The organism is Dyadobacter chenwenxiniae, assembly GCF_022869785.1.
GTDB classification, from domain to species: Bacteria; Bacteroidota; Bacteroidia; order Cytophagales; family Spirosomataceae; genus Dyadobacter; species Dyadobacter chenwenxiniae.
On sequence record NZ_CP094997.1, the window covers coordinates 3,000,539 to 3,022,665 of the forward strand.

Below are 22,127 nucleotides of genomic sequence, written 5' to 3' on the forward strand. Positions count from 1 at the left end.
CTTACAGAGATAATTACAAAATGGCACGACCTATATACGTTGCTCCGATTTAAAATGCAGATGTAGAGATATTTACAATATATAAAACCCTAACGGTTTGATTTTATAAGTCTGATAATCAGCGAGATAAAATAGAAATATTAATTATTTGTGGATTGATTTTTACGCTTGTAGTGTTACTTTTGAAAAATACTTCCTTTATGAAAGAAGTATACAACACACACTATTAGAGAAAATGAATTATTAAACTCTAATTGTGATGAAAACAGCACATTCAACAAAAATACCAAGCACGGCGCCTGTCGGTGCGGTCAAAGTTGTTGCAAAAGGTTCGCTATTAAGCCGAATGCTTGAAACAAAGAAAGCTGTTAAAGCATATCTTAATGGTGAACTTACCCTTTCAGACCTAGAATCCAAAGGAATAGAGCTTGTCTGAACTTTACCAATACACCTTTGATCCTGCCCGAAAAACTTACAGTTTCATTACCAGAAGTGAAATAAAGGTAACTGTTGCAATTTCACGTGATCGCCGTTGGTTTTCCGACAATACCGAGATCAAGGAAGTATACAGTTTTGATATAGTTACCGATAAGCCCTCACTCTCGATAGATATTAAGATCCGGAATACTATTATTAAGATTTTATCTGATCGTCTAGCCGATGTAAGCGCTGTTATCGTTTATTTCTGTGATCCTTTTGATGGTAAAGGAGCTAAACGAAGCCTAAAATTTGACAGGTGGTTCTCTTGCTTAGAAAACAAATCAATTGAAAAGCACAATAGGCAGGTTTTTGCAATAGACGAAGAAATTGACGAAGAGGGCAATACAGAAAAAGTGGAAACACTACTGTATACATCAATGCTACTTCATAACGAAAACCCACTGTATAAGACACTTATCCGCGTGTTTTATTCAGGAGATGACAATGTTACCGACAAACTTTGAAATAAATTAGGGGCCATAAGCCTCTTTTTTATGCACTATTAACTAAACCGTTATTAGTTAAAAGCAATCAGCAATAGGAGTTAAAAAAACTTGTTATTCTCTCTGTGCTGTTTCGTCTAACTCTGATACTTCTGCAAACCCCTCGGTAATTAAGCCCTGTAAACACATGTTCGGGTTTATGTGGTGAGAATACCCGTAGTATTCTACCGTCACGGACTTTTCGAAGTTTTCTTTTTTTACCTCGTCAATACCGATCGGTATAGGCTTAAATTCAAAATCGGTTTCCTCTGCCCATATTTCTGCTTGCAGATCCATGATCTCTTTTGATCGGCTGTCTGCCAGGTATATGGATGAAATCGCTTGCTGATCTGCACTGGGGTTATCTTTTACAACTTGCTGATACAATTCATTGCGCTTTGTATTGATGCCCCTCAGCGCTTCTCCCGCTTCTCTTTCTATGGTTTTCTTAGCCATCACACCCAACCTCGTAAGCCTGGTGTCTGTTGCGAAACTGAATGCGTTCTGAGCCACGAGCGCTTCGCACTCTGCTTTTAATGTCCTTAGTCTGTCCAGTTTAATTTTCATGTTATTTTCGATTTTAGTTGTTATGCAATCTTTTCTTCAATTCCGACCCAAAACCCAGCCGCATAGTGGAGCTTCAATCCTGAATCAGACCCCGAAACGGTATCCGTTTGAAAGACAATCATTACTCTTCCCGGATCCCCTAATGCAAGTCTTGCCGCTCGCGTCATTCTCTGAGGAGTTAGGCCGCCGCTAAGCCTCAACCCAGTAAGTATTTCCACGTCACCAGTACCTTCATCGTAAATTCTACTATCAAGCAGCCCTGTACCCGGCGTATCCCATTTGGCAAGTCGGTTCTTGGTTCCTGTTCCGTCTACCGTTCCCGATGATCCTGAATAGGTAATAACCCCAGTAGAACTGTTATAGCTGATCCCCCCAGTACCTGAAATAGACCCGCGTACCGCACTGGTGAAGTCAGTTATTTGAGAGGCAGTATGCGTATGGGACGAATTGGCTTTGCCGGATAACAGAGAGTCAACCTGAGATTCAGTATAGGCGTCTGTTATCCCATACCCTGCAATTGTTGTCGGCTTGCCCGTTACGTCGTTCCAGGGCATATTATTACAGGCAATCACAAGGTTTCCTGAACCCACAAGCCTGCTTAGAGGATCGCCGCCGAATGTAATGTTGTTGCCTGTTACGAGATTACCCTTTGAGAAGGTGTTCTCTTTTCCATTAAGCCCCGAATCGACATTTGCTTTCGTGTACACATCCGTAATACCGTAGCCGGCAACCGTAGTTGGCTTTCCTGTCACATCATTCCACGGCATGCTATTGCACGCTATAACCAAGTCCCCCGATCCCACAAGTCTGTTTACCCCTGATCCTCCGAAAGTGATATTGTCGCCAGTAACCAGGTTACCCTTTGGAAATGTGTTCTCCTTCGTTCCCAGTCCGATATTGAAATCACCGATCGTTACACCATCCACTATCCCAAACCCTGAAAGTGTTGTAGGCTTTCCGGTTACAATCGTCCATGGTATAGCGGTTGCCGAAATGGTCACATTACCCGCACCAATCAACCTGTCTGTCAGTGTGCCGGACAAGACAATATTTGAACCCTGCACAAGGCTGCCTGTCGTAATCTCGTGGGTGTGGCTTGTAGTGGTAACTGCATTGGTAGTGGATGCATCTAAGGTTGAAGGCGTACCCAGATCAATAACCCGGTTCGCTGATAAATCCCCGCCACTTCCCGCTGCCATACCATCGCCGCCAAGTATCTGTTTCGCGTTCACCCATGGTTTATCTGCAATTGCCAGCCACACCCCCCATACGCCGCTTTCAACGCTTCTGAAAAACGCAGTACCATTCCTAAATGCAATGGTTGAACCAATATCCGCATTCGTTGAATGAGGGATGTAAATACCATGGAAAGAAGAACTTCCGCCTGATGGTGAGTCAACTGCTGAAACATTGAACTTTGGTTTGGTATTGACGTTTACCTGCGTCCACGGAAGTCCAGTACTGGCATTAACCAAATACCTCGCATCACCCCAAACGGTATCGAATGTTAATGTAAGGTTCGTCGCTATTGGGCCGCCGCCTAGTAATCCTACCCCTGTGTTAACTTCTTTCAAATCCACCCACGCCCGGCTTGCGATCTGATACCACGTACCCAATGCGCCCCCATTTGTGCCCCTGTAATAAGAGTTATCGCCCGACCGGGTAACAACAAGCTGAGAAACGTTTGATCCGCTTACGCCTGCGATTAGCATACCAGGAATAGCATTCGGCGCATTGGCTGCGCCTGTTCCGATTAAAGCTACGCCCGTGAAATTGTATGCGTTTACATCGCCGAAATAGTTAGGGATTACGTTGCCCGTTGTAACGTTGGTCAATGGCATGTATTTAGCCAGTGACGCGCTTATAAGCTCTTCGATGTACTCTACTGTCACTAGATCCCCTGGATCCGCCCCTGTTACGATTGTGGCAACAGGTATAGCCGAAGTAACGCCAGTGCCGCCAGCCATACGGCCAATGACCGTTTTTGTGGGGATGTCTTGGATGTTGGCGAACTTGACGCCTTTCGCTTTGAGGCGCAGGTTATTAGGCGTTCCTCCCGCTGGGTTATCTGGACTTTCAGGGCCGTTAATTTCAATGCCGATATTATCGACACGTACACCAAATACTTTTTTGTAATCCAGAATCTCCTCAAACATTCCGTACCCCGCCAGATAATCCGTGAGGCTATCGGTCTCATCCTCATCAGGCACCCCGTCCGGGTCTTGGAACTCGCCGAACGAGAAGTCCGCTTGCAGAATCGCCGCGATCTCGCCAGTCGGGCCGCCAAGCCTACGAGTGACAATTGCGCGATGCGTGGTGTTTATTTCATGAATTGTATCAATCTGAATACTGGTCAATCTACCAAACAATAGCAACGGCGACTCTGTAACCGGATTCGGGTATGAGATAAATTGAGGTTGTCCAGTATATTTACTGATGTCAACTGTATTTAGCTGTCCTCCCCTGACTAACTGATATGTCCACCCTTCCCAGTCAAATTCGGAAGACTCGCCTATTGTTTTAACGTTGAATCCTGCAACTGGCAAAAGGTGCTCGCTTCCCGATTTGGGAAGTACCGCAAGTTGCTTGAAATTCAGAGAACCCGGCACTTTTCCCATTAGCGCCAGCGCCCCGCCTTTTGCTTCCGGTTTCTTTTTAACGAGTTCAAAATCAGTAAAGCGACTTACTATTTTGTTATCGTTCAGGTAAACGTATGCTTCAATTATATATTTGCCAATCTGATTGAGTGTATCAGCGCCGTAAACTCTATATTCGCCAGAGTTAGCGGAGTCTGGCAATGAAAAGCCCTTGGTGGTTAGAACTACCTGATTCTTGGTAAGCAATCGTAAGTCGACTTCATCGTGCTCAACTCCGCCAGTCACAAAGACAACGTCGCAGCCGTCTGGATTTTCAAACATGCTGCTACCGTCGAGAGCTATCTCGCCGATATTAACTGCGCCTTTACGAAGGAAGAATCTACCCGATGCTAAAAACTCTTCGTCATAAAGAGTAAATACTATATCCTGACGGCTGACCGTAACCTTCGAAAGTTGCGTTGTGGTAAAATGACGATACTGGCCTGGCCCTGTTTGGATTCCGCCCGTTTCCTCAAACATAAGGTAGGTGCCGCTTTCTGTCTGTAGCACATTTTGGCTTACAGTTAATGGTGCATCGCTGCCGGTATCTCCGCCGCCAAACAGCGACATCTGCCACCAATCGTGAGAGCCTTTAATCCTCGCACGAATATCCCATTTCCCGGCAGGAACTGGGTAAACTCCGGGGAGCGGGCCAATTACAGTCGGACTGCCGGACGACATATCCAGCAACTCATATGTTATAATCGTTCTTGGAAATACCTTGATCGGTATCTCCACCTCGATGTAAAAAGCTGGAACTGGAACATACTCTTCTCCATTCGCCTCGGCTTCCGCTATGGCTCGATCAATTGTCTTTTGCGCTTCCTCAGATGTTTGCTCTCCTACTTTGAAGGTAATCGAATAATCACCCACATAAATGGGCTTCCCTGTTACGGTAACATTCAAAAAAACAACGCTTTGATTAGTGACCCAGGACGGCTTATCTGTCACTAGCCACCGCAGATCATCGAAATTATAAACGTCTTCTTCTTCCTGATCCGCATTGTTATACTTAACAACCTCAGATAGGTAGTTATTTAGATTCACCGAATCAGAGCTTAATTCGCCCGCGGTGAAAATAAGCGGTGGGATGTTTTCAAACAGCGCGGATAGCCTGCTACCCTGTTCAAGGGCGGCGGCAAGCTCCTCATCCGTGAGCGCCATGTCCTCCGCATTCAACCTTCCATTCGTGCTGTCTTGTTTGGATGGGTAAATGCCGTCTCCTTCACCTGGAACGGTGTTAAGTTGGCGAGATCCGGGAATGTAAGAATCTTGTTTTAATTCTTCCCTCGGAATTTCTTCATACTTGACCTCAATCGCAGAAAAGGTGATTTGCCGATTGTAGTCGTTGTAAGAAAACCTGGTTAAACGCATCCGGATTCCGCCCATATCCTGCATAAGCAAGGTATGGAGGTACGAAAGCCGAGGAGCTCCCTGAGCCAATTTTATCACACCTTCGACGACTGTAAGAGGCCTGCTTGTCAAAGACAAGCGGTCGAGCATCATCGCCCGGTAGACGCTCATCGCCTCGTTTAGGTCGGGTCTTCGCCGCCATGTCCGAGTGTTTTCTTTTGATCCAGGCTTAGTCCAGGAACCTGCATACCACGGATTATAGTCTCCACTGATCAGGTTTATAGTTTTTGCTTCTTCATCGGTAACGTCGCCACGTTGCAAGACAGTTGCATACTTTGCAGATTCTTCTTTTGCAATAAATCCTTCAAGCGCGCCGTTGAGGTTGTATACTTTGTACCAATCACCAGGCAACCCTTGGTCATCGGCCATTTTATAAAATCTCACATAGATTTTATCGGCCGGCCACGGATCACCTGCTTTTGCAATAATAAGCGTATTGATTGCGACTGTAATTGAGAACGTGCCTTTTTTGACATTGTTCCGCATTCCAATAATCTCCCAGCTTCCCCCTACTTCCGCCTGAGAACCACCATTATTAGGAACACGTGCAACAATCAAATCGCCGTTTTCAACAAGTACCCCATTAACCCCACCCACACGACGGTATTCACCTGCCGGCACACCTGTCGCCGTCCAAGTCCAGTTAATATCCCTTGATCCAGGAGTCCACGTTGCAGCAGGGTAATTAGGATTGCTAGAGACGTTCAGATCCCCTTTATTGGTAAGCGTTCCCATATCCACAGGAGGGATCCGGATCAATTGGAATTCTTGCGTAGCGCCCCGATGCGTCTTATCCGCTCCCGCAAGAGCAACTCCCTGATCGGGGTCAACCCAAAAGTTATTTACTTTCCCGCTTTTAAATTCCCTGATAGGTATGCGGATGGATATGAGAATATCAGACGCTAACGCATCTGTTTCATAATCGAAAGATATGGTAACGCTTTTGTCCCCTCGGCTAATAGTCCCACCAGGGGATTCTATGTATTGAGTAGGCTCAATGTCATAGTATTTGTTTTTCAAGTTTGCCCCGACCATCCCCGTAAGGATAGGGATCAGGACCTGCAAGAATTTTTTCTTTTTCTTTTTTCGGTAAGGTTGAGGAGACTTGCCGTTGATTTTAAGCACACCTCTGCTAATTTCTCCTCCTATTTCGAAACGTTCCCATCCGTCGGTTGTGCTTTTGTTCATGTGGGTAAAATCCCACCCTACCAAGCCATTCTCATTCCATAGGACCATATTCCCATTGAGAAAAAAAGGCGCCTGCGTACCGAAATCTATTTCTGTCCGGTACTTGTTGATTGGAGGAAGAATCCGAACATTCCCGTCGTTCATTGTCGCCGAATCACCCTCTCCGTTAATGGAATAGGTAAATGGCATATCAGCGGGCGCGCCGGGATTATCAATGTCTATGTAGCCGGTAGCAAGCCCTGTTGCATTATCAACTGTTGAACGGATTACCCATCTGTTCTTTTCTTGTACAATCTCTGCGGTAAAATGATCGAGGATATCATTGACAATGACATCGCAGTACATCGCCTCACCATTATTATCGTAATAGCGGGAAACGTCAATCTCAAAACTGTTCAATCCTAATCGGTCATCGCCACCCCAGGTAGTTTCTACCATGTGGGTAGAAATGCGGATTGGCTGCGTAACGCCTATTGTGGCTAAACACTCCTTTATGATTTGCAGACCGGTTTTTTTAAATTGGTCTGTTTGGTTTAAATATTTCTTTTTCGCAAGATGAGCAAGGCCGCAGCTGGCAGTAAGTTCGACGGTCCAAGGCGGCTTTCTGTGTGGTCGTCTTGCGTCCCAAGGCTCTATCCATCCAGACCAATTTATAACCCCCTCCTCTATATGCCAGATTTCGCAGAAATATGTTTTCCGGTTGAAAACGAAATCCTTTAAATCGTAATACTGACTCAAGAAGAGTGAGATCCGAGCCTGCGATGGAATGATTGGTTTTTCGAACATGCCATCAAACCCGGCGTAATCATACCGAACGGCTCCGTTCAAACAAAACCATTCCGTAGCAGGGCCTCCGTAGCCCTCTTTCAGGAAGCGAACTTCTTTAATTACACCGTCAATATCGCGATAACGCGCAAAGTATTTAAGCCCTAGCGCCATTAGAATCCTCTTATATTTTTGTTTCTGTCTTGCGCCTGACTAATCAAGATCAGCAAGTCTTGTCCGCTGATGCGCGCCTCGGCAATGAATCCGTTTCCGTTACCATGTCCGCCCATGTTCGAGATGCTTTTTTGGATCGTTTTTTCGACCATAGATTTCGGAGCAATGATTTCAGGGTCGTGCCGTGCATTTGGGTTGTCACCTACAACTGCAACCATCTTGCGGTACGCCATACCACTATTTGCAAACTTGGTGAGCCCGCTTTCTGCTTGTGAGTTGAGTTTGTTTTGTGCAGCCGTACCCAACGCGACCAAGCCGATACCGGCGACTAGTGCCAGGGCTGGATTTTTAGCGAACACTTTTAAGGCAATACCAGCCGTACCGGTAGCGATCAGAGATTTACCCATCTCCTTCATCATATTGGCCAGCGAACCCATTACTCTTTTGCCAAACTGCTCAATGCCTCCCGCGCCGGACATTAGGTTGCCTAACATTTCACCAAAACCATAAGCAACATCCGCTGCGGCCGTTTTGAGCGCAGAGGTAAGTCCAGAACTTAGGTCTTTTGTACCGTCGACAATTGAATAGACACGTTTGGCATACTCGTTATTGGATTCTCCGGCTATTTGAGTGATTTGATTGAAGTATTGCCGAATATCACTGAGGCTGTTGCCGCCAACAAAATCAGATAATTCTAGCGATGCGGACTCCCTTATGGTGTCTCCAAATTTATTCTTTGCAATACTCCGGTTTAAGCTATCCAGCGTTTGTCCGGTTCGCAAATCACCGATGGCGCCAAGTCGATTTTTCGCTACTTCCCTTCCCGCATAAGTCGAATTCCCAATCGTTGAGCCAGTAGAATTACTCAGTTTTAACCGCTCAATGTTTAGAGCCTTAACTACCCCCACCAACTCTTTGTATGTGTTGGTAGCGTCCTTGATCGCTTTTTGGTCTTTGTAAACCTTAGATGCAAGGTCGATCTGCCAGTTAATGAAGCCCAGCTCTGTAAGATCTTTTGGTACCGCTACACCACGACCTTTGGGTGCTTTTGGATCTACTTTTGGGATATTGCCAATTCCGCCTCCAACAAGATCATTAAATTTCTTTCTCAGGTTGTCGATTGCGGCTGTTGAAAAACCGGCACCTTTCGGAATTTGGATAGTGAGCGCATTAACAAGCTTATCAATCCCCTTTGTTAGGAAGCTGGTATCGATTCCTGTAATTAGGCCCATAGCTGATGGCAGAAACTTTAACAGCCCTCCAAGTATTTTCACCCCTGCATTCCCGATATGACTCAGGACATTAACCAGGCTGATACCCATGTTACCCCAGTCACCAGTAATGAGGTTTGCCGCTACTTTAAAGAGTTCTACCAGGGCACTTAAAGAGGAACCTGCAACATCCGCCATTGTCTTCCAAATAGACGTATCTCCGACGGAAGTTTTGATGTCGTCCCAATTGGCGATTATGGCCGTGCCCGCTATTGCAACAGCCGCAGCAATAGCGAATACCGTGCCGGTTGCAACCCCAATTCCGGCCGCAAACATTGCGGTGATTGAAATTGCTCCGCCTATGGCTGTAATTAGAACAGGAATTACTGTTGCCATTCCAGCAAAACCTAGTATCGCCTTTTGTGTTTTTGGATCAAGGGATTGAAACTTCTCTGTCAACCCGCCAATCATTTCCGAAACCTCATTGATGGCCTTGGTAACACCAAACGCCTTATCCAGTGATTCACCGATGCTAGCTAATCCGAACTTTGCATCATCGCCAAGTTTTTCCAGCGCCATTCCGGCGCCACCGGCAACGGGCGGTATTTTCTCGAGCTCTTTTATGAGCCCCTCAACGACTTTATCTACTCCTAACTTTGTCAACTCCTCACCCGACGCGGTTCCAAACGCTTCAATCAATGCCCTTCTTGCCTGCGGAATCCTGTTCGCCAGTTCTTTAACATCAACGGCGCTTACTATGCCTGTTGACAACATTTGAACAACGTTAGTGAGCGCTGGATTTAAGTCTATCGATGACTTTCCAGCCGCAGTAAGAGCATTTGCGAAAGCTGTAATACTGCGCTGGGCGAATTGAGATTCAACCCCGACAGCACGTAGTTGGAGCAGCGATTGGGCCGCACCCTGAATGCTAACGTTTGGAAGCTTAGCGAGCTCACGAACAGTTTTTAAAGACTCGCCGTAACCCTTTAATCCAATTTCCAGTTTTTCGAGATCCGCAAACGTCTTATATGCTGTGCCGGCTGCGAAAAGAGCTGGCAGGCTGCCAAACACAGAAAGCTGAGAACCGATGCTTTTTAATTCAGTCCCCAGCCTTGTCAATCCATTTCTAAAAACTTTTTGTTGGGCATCAGCCGCGCGGTAAGCAGAAGAAACGTTAGAATTCACTTCACGCACAAAAAGAGCCGCCTCTTGACGAGCTTGACTTAGTGCTGTAATAAAACCAGTTGAACTACCGGTAATTCTTATGTTAGCGCCACCAACGGTTTCGGCCATGACATTTACTTAATTGCGTTCATTTTTGCCTCCCAAGCGGCCTTGTAGTCTGGGTCGATCTTCCTGGCCACTGGAAGCGCAGCTATCGCCTCCTTGCGGTCCTTATCTGTCGGTAATGGGTAAAATGTTTCTATTGGATCGATTTCACCACTTACCAGAGCTGTTACCGACGCGTAAACCGTGTGGGCCTGGAATCTTGCCCGTTCCCACTCGTGATAGTAATCGTCTCGCCTCTGTTTGAAATGGCCTTCCCGTAAGAGATTGAATTCGTAAGGAGTTATATACCTCAAATCGCCGGGAGATATACCCATTCTAGCTGCATCTCGCCAATAGTCCCTCCAATCGAATTTTACCTCGTTTTCGGGTTCTTGCTCTGATCCGCTTTCGGCATCATCGCGCTCACTCTCTCCAACAGAGGGATGAACGCTTGATTGGTAAACCCCACAGAATTTTGAAATGCAAGGGGTATTTTATTAAGCGACTCAATGTCTGCGCAGTCTTCAAATAGGCCAATAAATTCCTTTTCATTATCCCACTTCCGATCTTCTGGCTCAATGCCGTTTTGGATCAGAAATGGCAACATCTCGAAATCTGGCATATCATTTTGAAACAACGTAAACCCTGGCTTTTGCTCCTCGATACGCCTACGGGTAAAGATTCCGAAGTTGACTAGGTATTCGTTGTCGCCAAGTTTCAGCTTAACTTTCGTTTCCGAGAAATTCTTTAAGTCTTCCATTTCAGTTTAGTTATTATTGAGCCCCTCAGGAATGAGGAGCCCATTTCTCATTGATGAAGTGATTTAGTTAGGTCTGCCTAGACAGAACAGGAACACCGTCAACGCGGAATCCCACAGTGTAAGTCCGAGCTTCTCCGTTGGACCCTGTTTCGCGAAATGTCGCAATACGAGCGAAAAACGTACGCACCGTATCGCCGCTAAACTTCCCAGCTAAGCGATATTGATTTAATGGCTGCGGTTTAGTTTGCGCAAGCGTTTCAAAGTCAAAGGCTGAAACATTGTCCGCCGCTTCATCCCCGTACTCGAACACCATGCCTGTAAGCTGGAAATCGTACGTAGAATCTTCTCCGTCGTCCACAGTCCTTTTGCCGCTGTCGCAGTTCAATTCGAGAATGTTATTAGATAGCCCCCAGTCCTTAGATGTCGCGCAACCAACCATTGTAAAGTCCGGAGCTTGTACTGTGCCTTTATTCATAAAGACATTCACCTCCTTACTAAGGACGGCGGGTTCAATTCTTTCTGGCATTGTCTTTAGTTTTTACGTTGATGATTTTATTCTTGCGTATGCTTGAAATTCAATGGATTTCAAGTGGACTTCTGTATTCTCGTCATATCCGTCCGGAGCTTCTTCGCCGTTAAGGAATGTAATTCCAACATTGCCTACCATCCCGGAGTACTCATCTAATTTTTCACGTATTGCTATGATAGCATTTAGGCATTTTAAATAATCTGCCCCCATAACACCGATCTCAACAACCCCCGTTTTCAGGCCCATATCTGCATCGCAATCGACCTTATTCATTCGATTTGCTGCTACGAATACGGCAGGGTATACGGCCCTTTTAATAATGTTTGGGTATATCCTGGTGTCCACTATCGCCTTTAAAGGCAGGCTTTGCAATAGCAATTGGATTATGGCTTTTTCTATCATATCATACCTTGCGGCAAGGTGTGTTTTGCCCACTTCGCAAACGCTTCGCGATAGGCTTTTAAGAAATCAGCCCTGACCATTGAAATCGTCTGATCGTAGGCTCGCTGCAAGAAATTGTTTGGCCCATGAGGATTGCCACCTCGGTCTTTAAAGCCTCGCGTAATAAAGTGCGTACGCCACCCAACCTTGTTTCTGGATTTACTAACCCCAACCAATATACGTCCAAGTTCATCTCCCTTTGGTGCGACAGTTTTTATCCTCAAATCTCTCCGCGTCGCTCCGCCTTGTCGTAAGTAATTCGCGTTATACCCCTTTTTAATCGCCCGGCGGGCTCCCGATAATGATACGCGTTCTGAACCCTTAGAAACAGGCACTTCAATCCATGCGGCAGTAAGCATCGGACGCACAGCTTTTCTTAAAACAGAGTTCGCTTTGTTCTGAGGGAAAATGCCTGCATACCTGGACATAGCCTTTCCAAGTTTGTCCACCTCTTGTGTATCAATTTTGACCTGGATCACTCAATGTATTGTGTTTTAATCAACAAACCTTCCCTCCTACCAACTTCCGATACCGGCGCGATGATCTTGTAAATTCTCCCGTCAAACAAATCTTTGATTTGCCAACTTGTTTTAATGTCAAGCCCCACCATGAATCGAATCCGATAGTCATAAAATAGAATCGACCTCATTACATTGCTTACTACATCCTCAGCGTCTGTTTTCGATGTGTCTTCTCTATTCGCGGCAACGCCAGTATAGACCACCTTCATCTCACCAGTGAACTCTTCATTAAAATCGTTTACAATCGTCTGTGGACGTAAAATAGCAATCCTGCGGTCGTAAATTCCGGGGCCTGTCGTCTGTCGTTTTGCCATTATGCGCAGCGCGGTATCACGTAAATAGAAAGCAAGCGATCTACCATTGTTTTCTTTTCAGCCGGGAGGTCAATGCGGTTTGTGTCCCATTCGCCCACCAGGATTCTGATCGCCATAACCATGCGCGGCGGGATCTCCTCAGGCCCCATTCCGGCCTTAAATTTTACGATAAAATGCTCGTACTGGTGGTTAAAACTAGGATTCCATATAATTCTAGTGTTCTTAGCTCCAACCTTCCGTAAAGCGTAGTTTGTCGTTGCAATAGCGGTTGCCATACCATCTTTAAAACCTTCAATGCTCACAATTTCTTTTAGAAAAGTGGCGTCTGGAATAGTACAAGGAAGGTTTTCCGTGTACCATTCGTAAGTCGAAATTCCGAGAGAAACATTGCATTCTGTCTCCACATAGTCAAGAGCAGCATGCATTGTCTCGGCAAGGTCATCATCACACTCATCATAGCCCGGAATGTCCATGCGGATCCATCGGCGGCCATCATCTATACTGAAATTGCCGCCTCCGTACTTCTCGACTAGATAAGGGTAACTCATATTTTTACTTTACTGCCTTTGCATATCCCTTTTCAATCCACTCCAATGCCTTTTCCTCTGTAAGGATTGGCTGTTCACCTACTTCGTGTGCCATAAGAGGGTGGAATTTCGTAATCTCAACCTGTTTAGTCTTGATTTTTTCACCTACCTGAGTTTCCTCAATGGTCACCTTAGTCTCAGTCTTTTTTGTTTCTTCTGCCATTTGATAAATATGATATGGCCGGTTTCCCGGCCTGGTTATTTCTTACTGGTTTGATGCTTACGCTGTTAAAGCGTCTTTAATTCCTGAAAAGGATTTCACGCGGGCCGCTTTCATGTTCCAGAATGCATTGGCAGTGATTTCGATTTGCGCTGACTTCTTCTTCGCAAATGGGTCAATGATGTACTCAGTTCCGCCCCACATTCCAACCATAAAATCAGAGAAATTACCATAAACGATTGCAGATGCGACGTTTGTAGCTGTTCCCTTCGTCAAATTGGATGGTACGATGTTTGAAATCACGGCCTTGTATCCGTTCAATTCATTGTCATCGTTGTAAACAGGATCTCCGTTTGTGCCTGTAAACTTCTGAGTAGTCTTCAATTTGGCCTTCACTTTCGTGTTGGTCAGATACTTAGGAGTGCCGCGTTTGTGGTTGTATCCATCAACTAACGCTTCAAGAGCAACGATATCATTGTAAGTTGGAGCTGCTCCGTTTAGTCCAAGAGCCAACAGGTTACCATTAGCCAATGTTATGATCGTCAGAAGGTTTGAAATCGCCTCAGCATTCATCTTCTGTGCAAGCGCCTCACCAATCGCATTGATTGTGAAATTCTGCATATCAATGGAAGATTGAATAAGCAGCTGACGAGAAATAGGTACAGTTGTGCCTCTACGCGCTGGCTTCATTTCGAATGAACTGAACAGGATTTCACTGTCATTCATGGCCTCAATTTCTGTCAGCTCCTGAATAATAGGCATTGTTTCCTGTACTGGGAAAACTAAGTCACCGGTTAATCCAGTCATAAACCGTGCGCCAACCTCATCTAGGAAGGTGTTAGCCTGCAATACTTCAAGAACGCCTTGCAGTTTTTTCTCAACTAGCACACCGCCCTGATCGCCCGGATTCGTCGTTTGCAACGTTACAGTTTGACCGCGTTTTTGCAAAACTTCATCCAAAACAACAATCCCGTTACCGGTAAGTTTGATGCCGTCTTCTTTTGCTCGGGCTTCCGCCATTTGCTGAACCTCTGCTTCAATACCATCCAAGGCGCGGTTGTCGAGTTTGGCTAACAGCGCCTTATTAAGGTTATAGCCCGCAAGATCACGCTGATCACCTTTCGATGTATCGCGATTCCCTTCTTCACCTGAACCAACGTAAGCTGCCCGACCAAGTTGGAAAGACTCAATTTGCCTCTTACTGGCAATTACCTCATCAAGAACAAGCACTTCACTCGTGCGAGTTGTGAAAAGGGTCCGCTCTTCAGCTGTCAATTCGCGTTTGTCGGATTCGTCTGCCAATGTCTCGGCTTCTCCGAATTTTAGAGCACGCTCATCAAGCAGCTCTTTAAGCGTTTTTTTCATTTTTTTATTTGTTGATGAAGTTGTAAACTATCTTAACAGGGCCACTTTCATTCTGGCAAACTGGCTCCTGTACTGAATTTCTTGCTGCTTGTTTTCCTTGATAAAGTCGTCAAATGACCGCTTGGCTACGTCCGTTGTTGTATTCATGTAGGCAGGCATTGATACGGGCCCGAATTCGTAGACCTCCTCAATTTTTTTGACATACCGAACTATAATTCCGTCTGCCTCCTGGACCCATTCGTCACCTCCTTTTTGCACAGCATTGAACATGAAGGAACTTCCCGTTACGTCTCTGCGTACAATCGGCGCAATCACTATGTCCCGGGTGGTCTGATTGTCCGGCGGCAGAATATCATATTCCAAATAGTCGGAAGTGATATTGTAGCTCACTGTTTTATTCCGGACTGAGCCCAAAATGTGATTCATGTTGTGGTTATAGCATGAAATCGCGTCATCTATCCGTGCTCCTTCTAATGCCCTGGAATCAATTATCTCATGGAACCAACCTATCTTCCGGGATCTTTGATTGAACACGATGCCCTTGCCTGGAATGTGCCAGACGCCTTCTTCATTCTGGATCGCTCTAACCTCGCTGAACTCCTGCGGAAGCACCCTTGTTTCCATTCCTTTTTGATGTTTTTACCTCGTCGATTAATTCCAGAGGCGTCATTGTGCCGTTCATGTATGCCCTGTTGCCAGTACCTTTCGGTAGCGGCCCCATATCGTCGTAATATCTTGCTTCGTCTGGCGTGTAAATGCCGCTAGTTACCATGCGCTGCAAATGTTCAGACTGCGTTTTCCAATCGCCTCTAAGAAGCCCTTTGAAATTGTGTTTGGTGTAATATCCATTTTGCAAATCGTCCCCGCGAAAGCATTTATAGTCAACCTCTTCTTCAATTTGCCGAGCTATCGGGACTAATACTGAATTAGTTAGAATCGTGTACATCTGCTCCACTCCACTTCCCCAACTGCTCTGCACTTCGGTATCTCCAATCATTGAAAGGCTCAGATTGAACATCTTTGCGATGTCTTTATCTGACATCTCGAAAATTTCCAGAAGCCGGGAGTCGGCAGGAGATAATCCAATCGGGTGAAATTTAACCCCCGGCGCAAAAACTGCTATTCCGTCACCGTTATCAAAAGCTTTTACTACCTGACTCTTGATTCCCTTTGCAACTTCTTCTGTTTTGGCATTTGCCATGGCTGGATTTTCGATGATCCCGCCCATAAATGTTCCGTTCCTGAAAAACTTTGCCGCAAATTCCTTCGCTGTTAGATCAATCTCAATCGTTTGGTGTTGCCAGCTAATAATCGAGCCGCCCGTAGCTCCGTCAAAATCTAAATCTTTAAGAAAAATCACATCATCTTGTGACAGCTTCTTATTCAAATGAGGGATATCAAAAAAATAGCTATCTGACTCCCTATCGTGCAAAATGTAAACTTGACTGCATGGATATGGTTGAATTTCAATAGTATGCCTTGCTCGATTTCGTTTGATTTCAGCCACTGACCACCCATGCACCAGGCAGTTGAGTAGCATCGCTCTCTTTGCCACGAGCGGGGCCATGTTCTTGTTAAACCGCGTCTCTAAAACGTAGTTTAATGGATGCTTTGATTGCTTCATTGCACCCTGGCCCAGCTCCGAACGGTAAACATTATACGGTAAGCTTGCAATCTGGTTCGAAATGAATTTCACGCAACCGTAAAAGGTTGCTAAACCCATTGCATTTTTAGCCGTTACGTGCGCCCTTAGGTGTTCAAGACCTAGCTTCTTTAAGAAAACATCGCCATCATCCGCTACGGAAGCTAATACAGATCGCTCCTCTGCAATTGGCACAATGCTGATTGCTGGTGTTGGAACGAATGTGCTCCTCCCAATGAGATTTGAAAGCCAATTAGCCAATTAATGTTTCGGTTTACGCGAAAGTTAATCGAGTTCCAATTCATCAATGGTAACTGTCAATACCAGTATTTTTAAATTTGCTCTTTTTGAGTGTAAAAAGCCGTTTTAAACGACTCAAAGGAGTTGTAGTAGCTTTGATAGCCCTTTTCCTCGCATAGCTGCTCTACCTGGTCGAACGACTGTTTTAATCGTTTTTTTGACATGTAGAATTCGTTAAAAAGCTTGAAATAAGCCTTTTTAGTTAGTTGTAAATCAGATTGCTCAATCTCCATATTAAATTATTCCTGTAAATCCACTATTCGCATAATTCTCGGTGCCTATATGCCATTTGACATATGTTCCCAGGGCCATTATTTTCGAAACAATACCATCGATTTTGTCTCGGCTTTTCTTCTTATCTGGGCGGATATTGCCGATTGGGTCGGTGTGGAGCGCGACATTGGCAAGTTGCCAGGCGGATACCGGGTTTCCATCATGTTTTAGCCTGGTATTCATAACCATCTCTTCAAAAAGTTTTGTTGGTGGGCTCATATTAATCGCCGCTTGCTTGAACGTTTGAACCTTGCTGTGATAGTCATAGACCAGCTCCCCGTCCTCTTTTCGAATTGCCGCGTAGGTAGTACCCATTTCATTCTCTAAATCCTGTTTAAGCATGGCTGAATGCCATGGGTCAAGAGAAATAAACCGCATATCATAATTTGAAGCATCCTCGTAGATATCTTGCTTTAACCATTCATAATCGGTGGTACATCCTGGCGTTAGCGTTAAAAATTCATCTTCTGCCCACTCTTTATAGTCGATACCATGCCGTGATGCATATTCAGCTGTATCTTCCGGCACGTAATATCTGGTTGTGACAAAATTATACTCTGGGAAATATTTTGAATAAGCGGTAAAATCACTGGTTTCGCCAAGGTCAACGGCGGCGTAACAAACCGCATCAGCTGGAATCTGGATATTCGGGTCAGCACCTTTTGCCCACAATTCCGAAGCTAACCATGTCACATCCGAGTCAACCCATAAATCAAGGTGTTTCGTCTTGAATTCAACCTCCTCCCGGCCGTTCTTTTTAGCTTTTTCATACTCTTCTTGCAGGAACTGAGGTCTTACAGAAACGCCATAATTTGGATTGGCTTTGCGCCACATATTAGGATCCTCCCAGTCATCGCCCTCGTCAAGTGTGTAAATTACTGTAAACAGGTTCTCACGATTGTAAAAGCCCTTGAGAATGGAAATACAGTCACCTCGATATTTATAACAAGGGCCCTGTTTATTGGATCCTGATGTGGTTATAGTAAAGAATAATGGTTGCTCGCGGGCTGCCATCCCAGATCTGAGAGAAGTCTTTACATCGTCAGTTTTATGAACGTGATATTCATCAAAAAGGACGCAACTTGAATGCTTTCCTTCCGTATTATCAGCGTCGTGAGAGACAGCCGACATAGTTCCCTCATTATAATCGCAGTATAGGCTGTAAGTGAGTATATCGAGCTCTGGACGAATATATTCAGACTGTCGTGCCATTGATTTAGCAGCCTTAAAACATATTCCGGCTTGATCCCTAGTAGCCGCAGCGGCATAAACTTCTGGCGTGTTCTCTTCGTCAATCACCAACATGATAAGGCCGATTGCAGCAGCAAGCTCGGTTTTCCCGTTTTTCTTGCAGATCTCGACGTATACCTCGGTGAACCTGCGGTTTCCGTCATCTAACCGCTTCCACCCAAAAATATTGGCAACGATAAAACATTGCCATGGTTGCAAGTCAAATGCCTTTCCTTTCCACTTTCCTTTTGTAAAACGCAGTAATTCAAAAAAATCGAGTGCCTTTTGTGCGGCTTCCTCATCAAATAAAAATCCTTTTTCTGTCGCGGCCAATAAATCATTTTGAAAACGCTGAACCGCCAGCTTGACATAATTGCACACAACGATCTCCCCCGACTCGACACCGGAAACATAATCGTAAAGTTTGGAAATAGGGTTAATCATTGTTCCTTACCGCGGTTCCTTAATTCTTGCAATGGATTTTTCTTTGCTTGGACTGCGGCTTTAACCTTTGCTCTGCTGGCGGGAGTCATTCCAAATTCTGTTAGCAGCCTTAGCAAGCTTTTTTCGGAATCTGCCATGATTTCATATTTCGGATCTTTCTTGGTCACCATGGCGCCCACATCAGATTTATGCTCGGATATGTAGTCGTCAGTAGTAATAAGCTCCGCCCCAAATTTCTGAACCCTTACGAAGGTTTTACACAGGAGGCCAAATGCCACTTCGTCCGTTTCTTTGAGTACGTCGTTTTTTTGCAGATAGTCGTACCATTTCGACCAGACCTCTTTTTCCTCATCGGTCAACCAATCAACCGGCGATTTTTTGAGTTCATCAACTATCTTGACCCGGTCCTTGTGCCGGTCTTTGCGGTACGTGCCTTGTGCTTGTAGCAGTTCGGTACTTTTCGGTTTTCTTCCAGCTGGCATATTTCTATTTTGTGTAAGGATACATTTGTAACGCAATTTTTATCCGGCGCAAAAACGGAAGTGTATCGTCCACAACGAGATTGTTTTCGGAATCAACCAACATTAACCTTTCGTTTTCTTTTGAAGGGAAGTCCTTTTCGATGTAGAGGGTGCTACCATTCGCACTTCGAGTAACGTATAGGTTCCCGACCAGAAGCGGCTTAGATATCCACGGGTGGTTATACACACTAAATCGCCTACTGCACGATCGTGAATAGTTTCAAAAATTGCTAACAATGCGTATGTTTCATCATCACCGCTTAGGTTATGCAGGGCTTCCTTTATTTCTTTTAGTACTGGATGATCTGTCATTTCAATTATGAAGGTTAATTATCTGCAAATGCAATCGGTAACCGGCTTTCTACATCCGAAGCAATGTAACTCTTCTTGCCGCGATCAATAAAACCCCTTGTGCGAATATTTCCAACTTCAAAAACGGGGAATTTCAATTCAATTTTGACACGATATAAGGATGTGGGCAGGGGCGGTTGCCAAAGGTCGAGCCCTAAACTTTTGACCCTCCCCCGTGTAGTAGCACTACTACGCCCTTACAACGCTGGAAATGGCCTTTTTGGGTTAAGTCCACGGATCTTATTTGCCAACAACTAGACTGGAAAACCGCTGAATAGAATATTGAGCCGCGTCGCCATTTTGCATTAGGTAGTTAAGTTTATCTCTGGTCTTTATTGATTAATACCTCATCAAAATGATCTCATGAAAGAGCTCTTCGATTCAATTTTAGACACAATTTCAAACAGTTTCCGAGAAATAAAATCGATACCAAATGCCGAAGAAAGTAAGATGCTGGGTTATCGATATATTCAATTATTAATTCAAACCCTAAGCCCGCATACAATAACCCTTGAATTTGCTCCAAATACTCCAAGTGGACCATTGTTAGTGATAAAAATTTATCCGGCAATCAATTCTATTGAGAGGCACTTGTTTAAGCCTCTTCCAGAATTTTCAAACGCTCAATCCCAATACTCACACGAGAAAAAGAGCATATTTATCATAGGCGACATCCCAAATTCAAGTCAATACAAGGTTTCTTTAACGAGTTTGGCCCCAGAAAGTAGCTCAGATAAAGAAATGTCTGAACATGAGATAATATCAGAAATCATGGCACTGCTCTCGGAATCTGAGTTTGGCAGAGACTTTTAATGACCTGAATTGCGTTCACTTCTTACTACCTTCCCGCTTACACGTCGTGCCGTCACCAAGAATATTCATCAAACAGGCTCAACCAGACTCAGCTTCCATCTGCTGATGTACACGATCTGCGCTTCAATAGTCTCGGTTTTATCTGCGTCATTTTTAAGCTTGAATGTATGCAGCGCAGCGGGTGCAGCTCGATAGGCCTTTATAATCTGTGCCAATTGTTTCTCTCTGTCCTCATCAGTTCCGCCTATCTCAATATCCCATTGTGTATTGCGTCCTCTGATTCGCGTCATTATTGAGGACTTGCAGAACACTATAATCGCCTTTTTGTCTGCTACTTCTCTCGCCTCCTTTCCTGCTACCGCTTCTTCCAGCATTGTTTCTGTGCTCATTTGCTCTATTCGTTTATTATAAAAAAGTCGGAATTAACCAGTTGTATTTCGATGTCCCAGCTCGGAGGATCGACAAACACTCCCTTATGCATTCTCTTACCGTAAGAACCAAGGAATCCGCTGAATAGCAGCCTATCGCCCTTCACCTGAATATCAAAATGGTGACGCCTGCGCACAGATTCTCGTGGATTAACCAAGTGATCCTGCTGAGTCGGGACACCACGTAGGTTGACAATTGTATTTCCAAATACTTGCCGGGTGCTGTACTCAGCAGCTTCGAAACTGGTAATGTCGTTTACTGGAGACTGTGAATAATCAATCATGGTGTGTATGCATTAATGGTTGAGAGCTCCGATATCTTTTAGCCGTGAACTTTAAAGCTGAAATGCACGTCACATCAACTCCGTCGTTAATTATGTTACATTTTACAACATCAGAGTCTGCTGCATTGGAAGATAGTTTAAACGGAGCCCATAACTCATGCCTTTTGCTGAGCCGTATCAGCAACTTTCCACTTACGAAAATATCATTGATTGCGATAGCCGGGATCACGACCGTTAATTCATTGGATACAGAATCAAAGGTTCCTATTCCGCTGAAAACCTTTGCATGATTTATCCATAGTTCGAAAGAGATGCCGCCGAAAGGCATGGCAAAGCCGTCGAACATTTTTAAGATGATCGTCTTGTCAGCTCCACGAAATGCCTTAATTTGGCTAAGGTGATTTGAATGGCTCATTTAATGCTGATGAAGTGTAATTGTTCGATTTAGTTTATTCTTTTTCTTTGCCCGATTCCTGGCTTCCTCTGCGCTTTTGATCACATGGCACCGCTTGCACAGGCTCTTCAAGTTCTTTGGATCAAACGCCTCTCCTCCTTCTTCCAGAGGGATGATATGATCGACTTCTTGTGCGGGTGTCAGTTTGGCCCTCTCGTAGCATTTCTGACACCAGGGGAAATCGATTAATTGTTGAACCCGTACGTGATTGCGCCAGAGCCTACAATTCCGAATTTTAAGGATCTCCGTCTTAGTCCTGGTAGCCAACGATGACTGTTGTTTTCGCCTCACGCGGCGATGCGTTTACTACTCGAAAATACGACGAAGAAAATGCCTGCTGATTGGGACCGTCTTTAATGGCCACCTCAATCGACAGGCATTCTTGCGATGGCCGATCCAGCGGAACGACCTCTAAAATCAAATGTTGGTTTGGATTTGCATTGATAATCGAGTTCATCAATGTACTTTTCGCTCTAAAACTTTGCTTTCTCATCACTACCTCTCTCACGTTTAAGCACTACCAAA

The 22,127-nt window shown here is 44.9% G+C and carries 24 protein-coding genes; 3 read left to right on the top strand and 21 right to left on the bottom strand.

Annotation, left to right across the window (positions count from 1 at the left end; translation table 11 throughout):
* The first annotated feature begins 259 nt into the window (after positions 1 to 259).
* Positions 260 to 436 (top strand): hypothetical protein, encoded by a 177-nt coding sequence (locus MUK70_RS12755; RefSeq protein WP_234652627.1) that lies wholly within the window; start codon positions 260 to 262, stop codon positions 434 to 436.
* Positions 429 to 944: a DUF6169 family protein gene (locus MUK70_RS12760; RefSeq protein WP_234652629.1), complete on the top strand. Its 516-nt coding sequence runs from the start codon at positions 429 to 431 to the stop codon at positions 942 to 944. Before MUK70_RS12755 ends, MUK70_RS12760 begins: the two co-directional genes overlap by 8 nt.
* 93 nt (positions 945 to 1,037) lie before the next feature.
* Here the strand turns inward: MUK70_RS12760 and MUK70_RS12765 are convergent, their stop codons facing one another.
* The 17 genes from MUK70_RS12765 to MUK70_RS12840 form a co-directional block, all read right to left on the bottom strand.
* Entirely contained in the window at positions 1,038 to 1,529 is a 492-nt protein-coding gene (locus MUK70_RS12765; protein ID WP_234652632.1) for a hypothetical protein, read from the bottom strand.
* A gap of 20 nt (positions 1,530 to 1,549) precedes the next feature.
* A complete protein-coding gene (locus tag MUK70_RS12770; RefSeq protein ID WP_234652634.1) occupies positions 1,550 to 7,705 on the bottom strand; it encodes a hypothetical protein in 6,156 nt (2,051 codons plus the stop codon).
* Entirely contained in the window at positions 7,705 to 10,209 is a 2,505-nt protein-coding gene (locus MUK70_RS12775; protein ID WP_234652636.1) for a tape measure protein, read from the bottom strand. Before MUK70_RS12775 ends, MUK70_RS12770 begins: the two co-directional genes overlap by 1 nt.
* A gap of 5 nt (positions 10,210 to 10,214) precedes the next feature.
* Positions 10,215 to 10,520 carry a hypothetical protein gene (locus MUK70_RS12780; RefSeq protein ID WP_244784825.1) on the bottom strand — a complete coding sequence of 102 codons (306 nt, stop codon included), beginning with the start codon at positions 10,518 to 10,520 and terminating at the stop codon, positions 10,215 to 10,217.
* Between the two features lie 38 nt (positions 10,521 to 10,558).
* Positions 10,559 to 10,945, bottom strand: coding sequence for a hypothetical protein (locus MUK70_RS12785; RefSeq protein ID WP_234652640.1), 387 nt, complete (start codon positions 10,943 to 10,945; stop codon positions 10,559 to 10,561).
* 67 nt (positions 10,946 to 11,012) lie between these two features.
* On the bottom strand, positions 11,013 to 11,384 hold the full coding sequence (locus tag MUK70_RS12790) for a hypothetical protein (RefSeq protein WP_234652642.1): 372 nt from the start codon (positions 11,382 to 11,384) through the stop codon (positions 11,013 to 11,015).
* A gap of 99 nt (positions 11,385 to 11,483) precedes the next feature.
* Positions 11,484 to 11,876 carry a hypothetical protein gene (locus MUK70_RS12795; protein ID WP_234652644.1) on the bottom strand — a complete coding sequence of 131 codons (393 nt, stop codon included), beginning with the start codon at positions 11,874 to 11,876 and terminating at the stop codon, positions 11,484 to 11,486.
* On the bottom strand, positions 11,873 to 12,394 hold the full coding sequence (locus MUK70_RS12800; protein ID WP_234652646.1) for a hypothetical protein: 522 nt from the start codon (positions 12,392 to 12,394) through the stop codon (positions 11,873 to 11,875). Before MUK70_RS12800 ends, MUK70_RS12795 begins: the two co-directional genes overlap by 4 nt.
* Positions 12,391 to 12,750, bottom strand: coding sequence for a phage head completion protein (locus tag MUK70_RS12805; protein ID WP_234652648.1), 360 nt, complete (start codon positions 12,748 to 12,750; stop codon positions 12,391 to 12,393). The genes MUK70_RS12800 and MUK70_RS12805 overlap by 4 nt, the downstream gene beginning before the upstream one ends.
* Positions 12,750 to 13,298 carry a head-tail connector protein gene (locus MUK70_RS12810; protein ID WP_234652650.1) on the bottom strand — a complete coding sequence of 183 codons (549 nt, stop codon included), beginning with the start codon at positions 13,296 to 13,298 and terminating at the stop codon, positions 12,750 to 12,752. Before MUK70_RS12810 ends, MUK70_RS12805 begins: the two co-directional genes overlap by 1 nt.
* Before the next feature lie 4 nt (positions 13,299 to 13,302).
* Entirely contained in the window at positions 13,303 to 13,500 is a 198-nt protein-coding gene (locus tag MUK70_RS12815; RefSeq protein WP_234652651.1) for a hypothetical protein, read from the bottom strand.
* A 57-nt stretch (positions 13,501 to 13,557) separates the two neighbouring features.
* Positions 13,558 to 14,862 carry a phage major capsid protein gene (locus MUK70_RS12820; protein ID WP_234652653.1) on the bottom strand — a complete coding sequence of 435 codons (1,305 nt, stop codon included), beginning with the start codon at positions 14,860 to 14,862 and terminating at the stop codon, positions 13,558 to 13,560.
* A gap of 27 nt (positions 14,863 to 14,889) precedes the next feature.
* Positions 14,890 to 15,486, bottom strand: a complete 597-nt coding sequence (locus MUK70_RS12825; RefSeq protein WP_234652655.1) for an HK97 family phage prohead protease — start codon at positions 15,484 to 15,486, stop codon at positions 14,890 to 14,892.
* The gene (locus MUK70_RS12830) at positions 15,446 to 16,765 is read right to left on the bottom strand and encodes a phage portal protein (RefSeq protein ID WP_234652657.1); all 1,320 of its coding nucleotides are present in this window, start codon (positions 16,763 to 16,765) and stop codon (positions 15,446 to 15,448) included. Before MUK70_RS12830 ends, MUK70_RS12825 begins: the two co-directional genes overlap by 41 nt.
* Before the next feature lie 71 nt (positions 16,766 to 16,836).
* Entirely contained in the window at positions 16,837 to 16,968 is a 132-nt protein-coding gene (locus tag MUK70_RS30845; RefSeq protein WP_255715761.1) for a hypothetical protein, read from the bottom strand.
* Between the two features lie 70 nt (positions 16,969 to 17,038).
* Positions 17,039 to 18,751, bottom strand: a complete 1,713-nt coding sequence (locus tag MUK70_RS12835) for a terminase large subunit (protein WP_234652659.1) — start codon at positions 18,749 to 18,751, stop codon at positions 17,039 to 17,041.
* A complete protein-coding gene (locus tag MUK70_RS12840) occupies positions 18,748 to 19,233 on the bottom strand; it encodes a phage terminase small subunit P27 family (protein ID WP_234652661.1) in 486 nt (161 codons plus the stop codon). The genes MUK70_RS12835 and MUK70_RS12840 overlap by 4 nt, the downstream gene beginning before the upstream one ends.
* 753 nt (positions 19,234 to 19,986) lie before the next feature.
* Here MUK70_RS12840 and MUK70_RS12845 point away from each other — a divergent pair.
* The gene (locus MUK70_RS12845) at positions 19,987 to 20,436 is read left to right on the top strand and encodes a hypothetical protein (protein ID WP_234652666.1); all 450 of its coding nucleotides are present in this window, start codon (positions 19,987 to 19,989) and stop codon (positions 20,434 to 20,436) included.
* 68 nt (positions 20,437 to 20,504) lie between these two features.
* Here the strand turns inward: MUK70_RS12845 and MUK70_RS12850 are convergent, their stop codons facing one another.
* The 4 genes from MUK70_RS12850 to MUK70_RS12860 form a co-directional block, all read right to left on the bottom strand.
* Positions 20,505 to 20,825 (bottom strand): hypothetical protein, encoded by a 321-nt coding sequence (locus MUK70_RS12850; RefSeq protein WP_234652668.1) that lies wholly within the window; start codon positions 20,823 to 20,825, stop codon positions 20,505 to 20,507.
* A 315-nt stretch (positions 20,826 to 21,140) separates the two neighbouring features.
* Positions 21,141 to 21,563, bottom strand: a complete 423-nt coding sequence (locus MUK70_RS12855) for a hypothetical protein (RefSeq protein WP_234652671.1) — start codon at positions 21,561 to 21,563, stop codon at positions 21,141 to 21,143.
* The gene (locus tag MUK70_RS31155; RefSeq protein ID WP_374759703.1) at positions 21,564 to 21,893 is read right to left on the bottom strand and encodes an HNH endonuclease signature motif containing protein; all 330 of its coding nucleotides are present in this window, start codon (positions 21,891 to 21,893) and stop codon (positions 21,564 to 21,566) included.
* Positions 21,853 to 22,059, bottom strand: coding sequence for a hypothetical protein (locus MUK70_RS12860; protein ID WP_234652682.1), 207 nt, complete (start codon positions 22,057 to 22,059; stop codon positions 21,853 to 21,855). The genes MUK70_RS31155 and MUK70_RS12860 overlap by 41 nt, the downstream gene beginning before the upstream one ends.
* Positions 22,060 to 22,127: the final 68 nt, after the last annotated feature.

What these genes read in the sequence shown, in the direction of transcription:
- MUK70_RS12755 (WP_234652627.1), top strand. Translation starts at nt 260, where the DNA reads ATGAAAACAGCACATTCAACAAAAATACCAAGCACGGCGCCTGTCGGT.
- MUK70_RS12765 (WP_234652632.1), bottom strand. Translation starts at nt 1,529, where the DNA reads ATGAAAATTAAACTGGACAGACTAAGGACATTAAAAGCAGAGTGCGAA.
- MUK70_RS12770 (WP_234652634.1), bottom strand. Translation starts at nt 7,705, where the DNA reads ATGGCGCTAGGGCTTAAATACTTTGCGCGTTATCGCGATATTGACGGT.
- MUK70_RS12775 (WP_234652636.1), bottom strand. Translation starts at nt 10,209, where the DNA reads ATGGCCGAAACCGTTGGTGGCGCTAACATAAGAATTACCGGTAGTTCA.
- MUK70_RS12780 (WP_244784825.1), bottom strand. Translation starts at nt 10,520, where the DNA reads ATGGGTATATCTCCCGGCGATTTGAGGTATATAACTCCTTACGAATTC.
- MUK70_RS12785 (WP_234652640.1), bottom strand. Translation starts at nt 10,945, where the DNA reads ATGGAAGACTTAAAGAATTTCTCGGAAACGAAAGTTAAGCTGAAACTT.
- MUK70_RS12790 (WP_234652642.1), bottom strand. Translation starts at nt 11,384, where the DNA reads ATGGTTGGTTGCGCGACATCTAAGGACTGGGGGCTATCTAATAACATT.
- MUK70_RS12795 (WP_234652644.1), bottom strand. Translation starts at nt 11,876, where the DNA reads ATGATAGAAAAAGCCATAATCCAATTGCTATTGCAAAGCCTGCCTTTA.
- MUK70_RS12805 (WP_234652648.1), bottom strand. Translation starts at nt 12,750, where the DNA reads ATGGCAAAACGACAGACGACAGGCCCCGGAATTTACGACCGCAGGATT.
- MUK70_RS12810 (WP_234652650.1), bottom strand. Translation starts at nt 13,298, where the DNA reads ATGAGTTACCCTTATCTAGTCGAGAAGTACGGAGGCGGCAATTTCAGT.
- MUK70_RS12815 (WP_234652651.1), bottom strand. Translation starts at nt 13,500, where the DNA reads ATGGCAGAAGAAACAAAAAAGACTGAGACTAAGGTGACCATTGAGGAA.
- MUK70_RS12820 (WP_234652653.1), bottom strand. Translation starts at nt 14,862, where the DNA reads ATGAAAAAAACGCTTAAAGAGCTGCTTGATGAGCGTGCTCTAAAATTC.
- MUK70_RS12825 (WP_234652655.1), bottom strand. Translation starts at nt 15,486, where the DNA reads ATGGAAACAAGGGTGCTTCCGCAGGAGTTCAGCGAGGTTAGAGCGATC.
- MUK70_RS30845 (WP_255715761.1), bottom strand. Translation starts at nt 16,968, where the DNA reads ATGTCAAAAAAACGATTAAAACAGTCGTTCGACCAGGTAGAGCAGCTA.
- MUK70_RS12835 (WP_234652659.1), bottom strand. Translation starts at nt 18,751, where the DNA reads ATGATTAACCCTATTTCCAAACTTTACGATTATGTTTCCGGTGTCGAG.
- MUK70_RS12840 (WP_234652661.1), bottom strand. Translation starts at nt 19,233, where the DNA reads ATGCCAGCTGGAAGAAAACCGAAAAGTACCGAACTGCTACAAGCACAA.
- MUK70_RS12845 (WP_234652666.1), top strand. Translation starts at nt 19,987, where the DNA reads ATGAAAGAGCTCTTCGATTCAATTTTAGACACAATTTCAAACAGTTTC.
- MUK70_RS12850 (WP_234652668.1), bottom strand. Translation starts at nt 20,825, where the DNA reads ATGAGCACAGAAACAATGCTGGAAGAAGCGGTAGCAGGAAAGGAGGCG.
- MUK70_RS12855 (WP_234652671.1), bottom strand. Translation starts at nt 21,563, where the DNA reads ATGAGCCATTCAAATCACCTTAGCCAAATTAAGGCATTTCGTGGAGCT.
- MUK70_RS12860 (WP_234652682.1), bottom strand. Translation starts at nt 22,059, where the DNA reads ATGAACTCGATTATCAATGCAAATCCAAACCAACATTTGATTTTAGAG.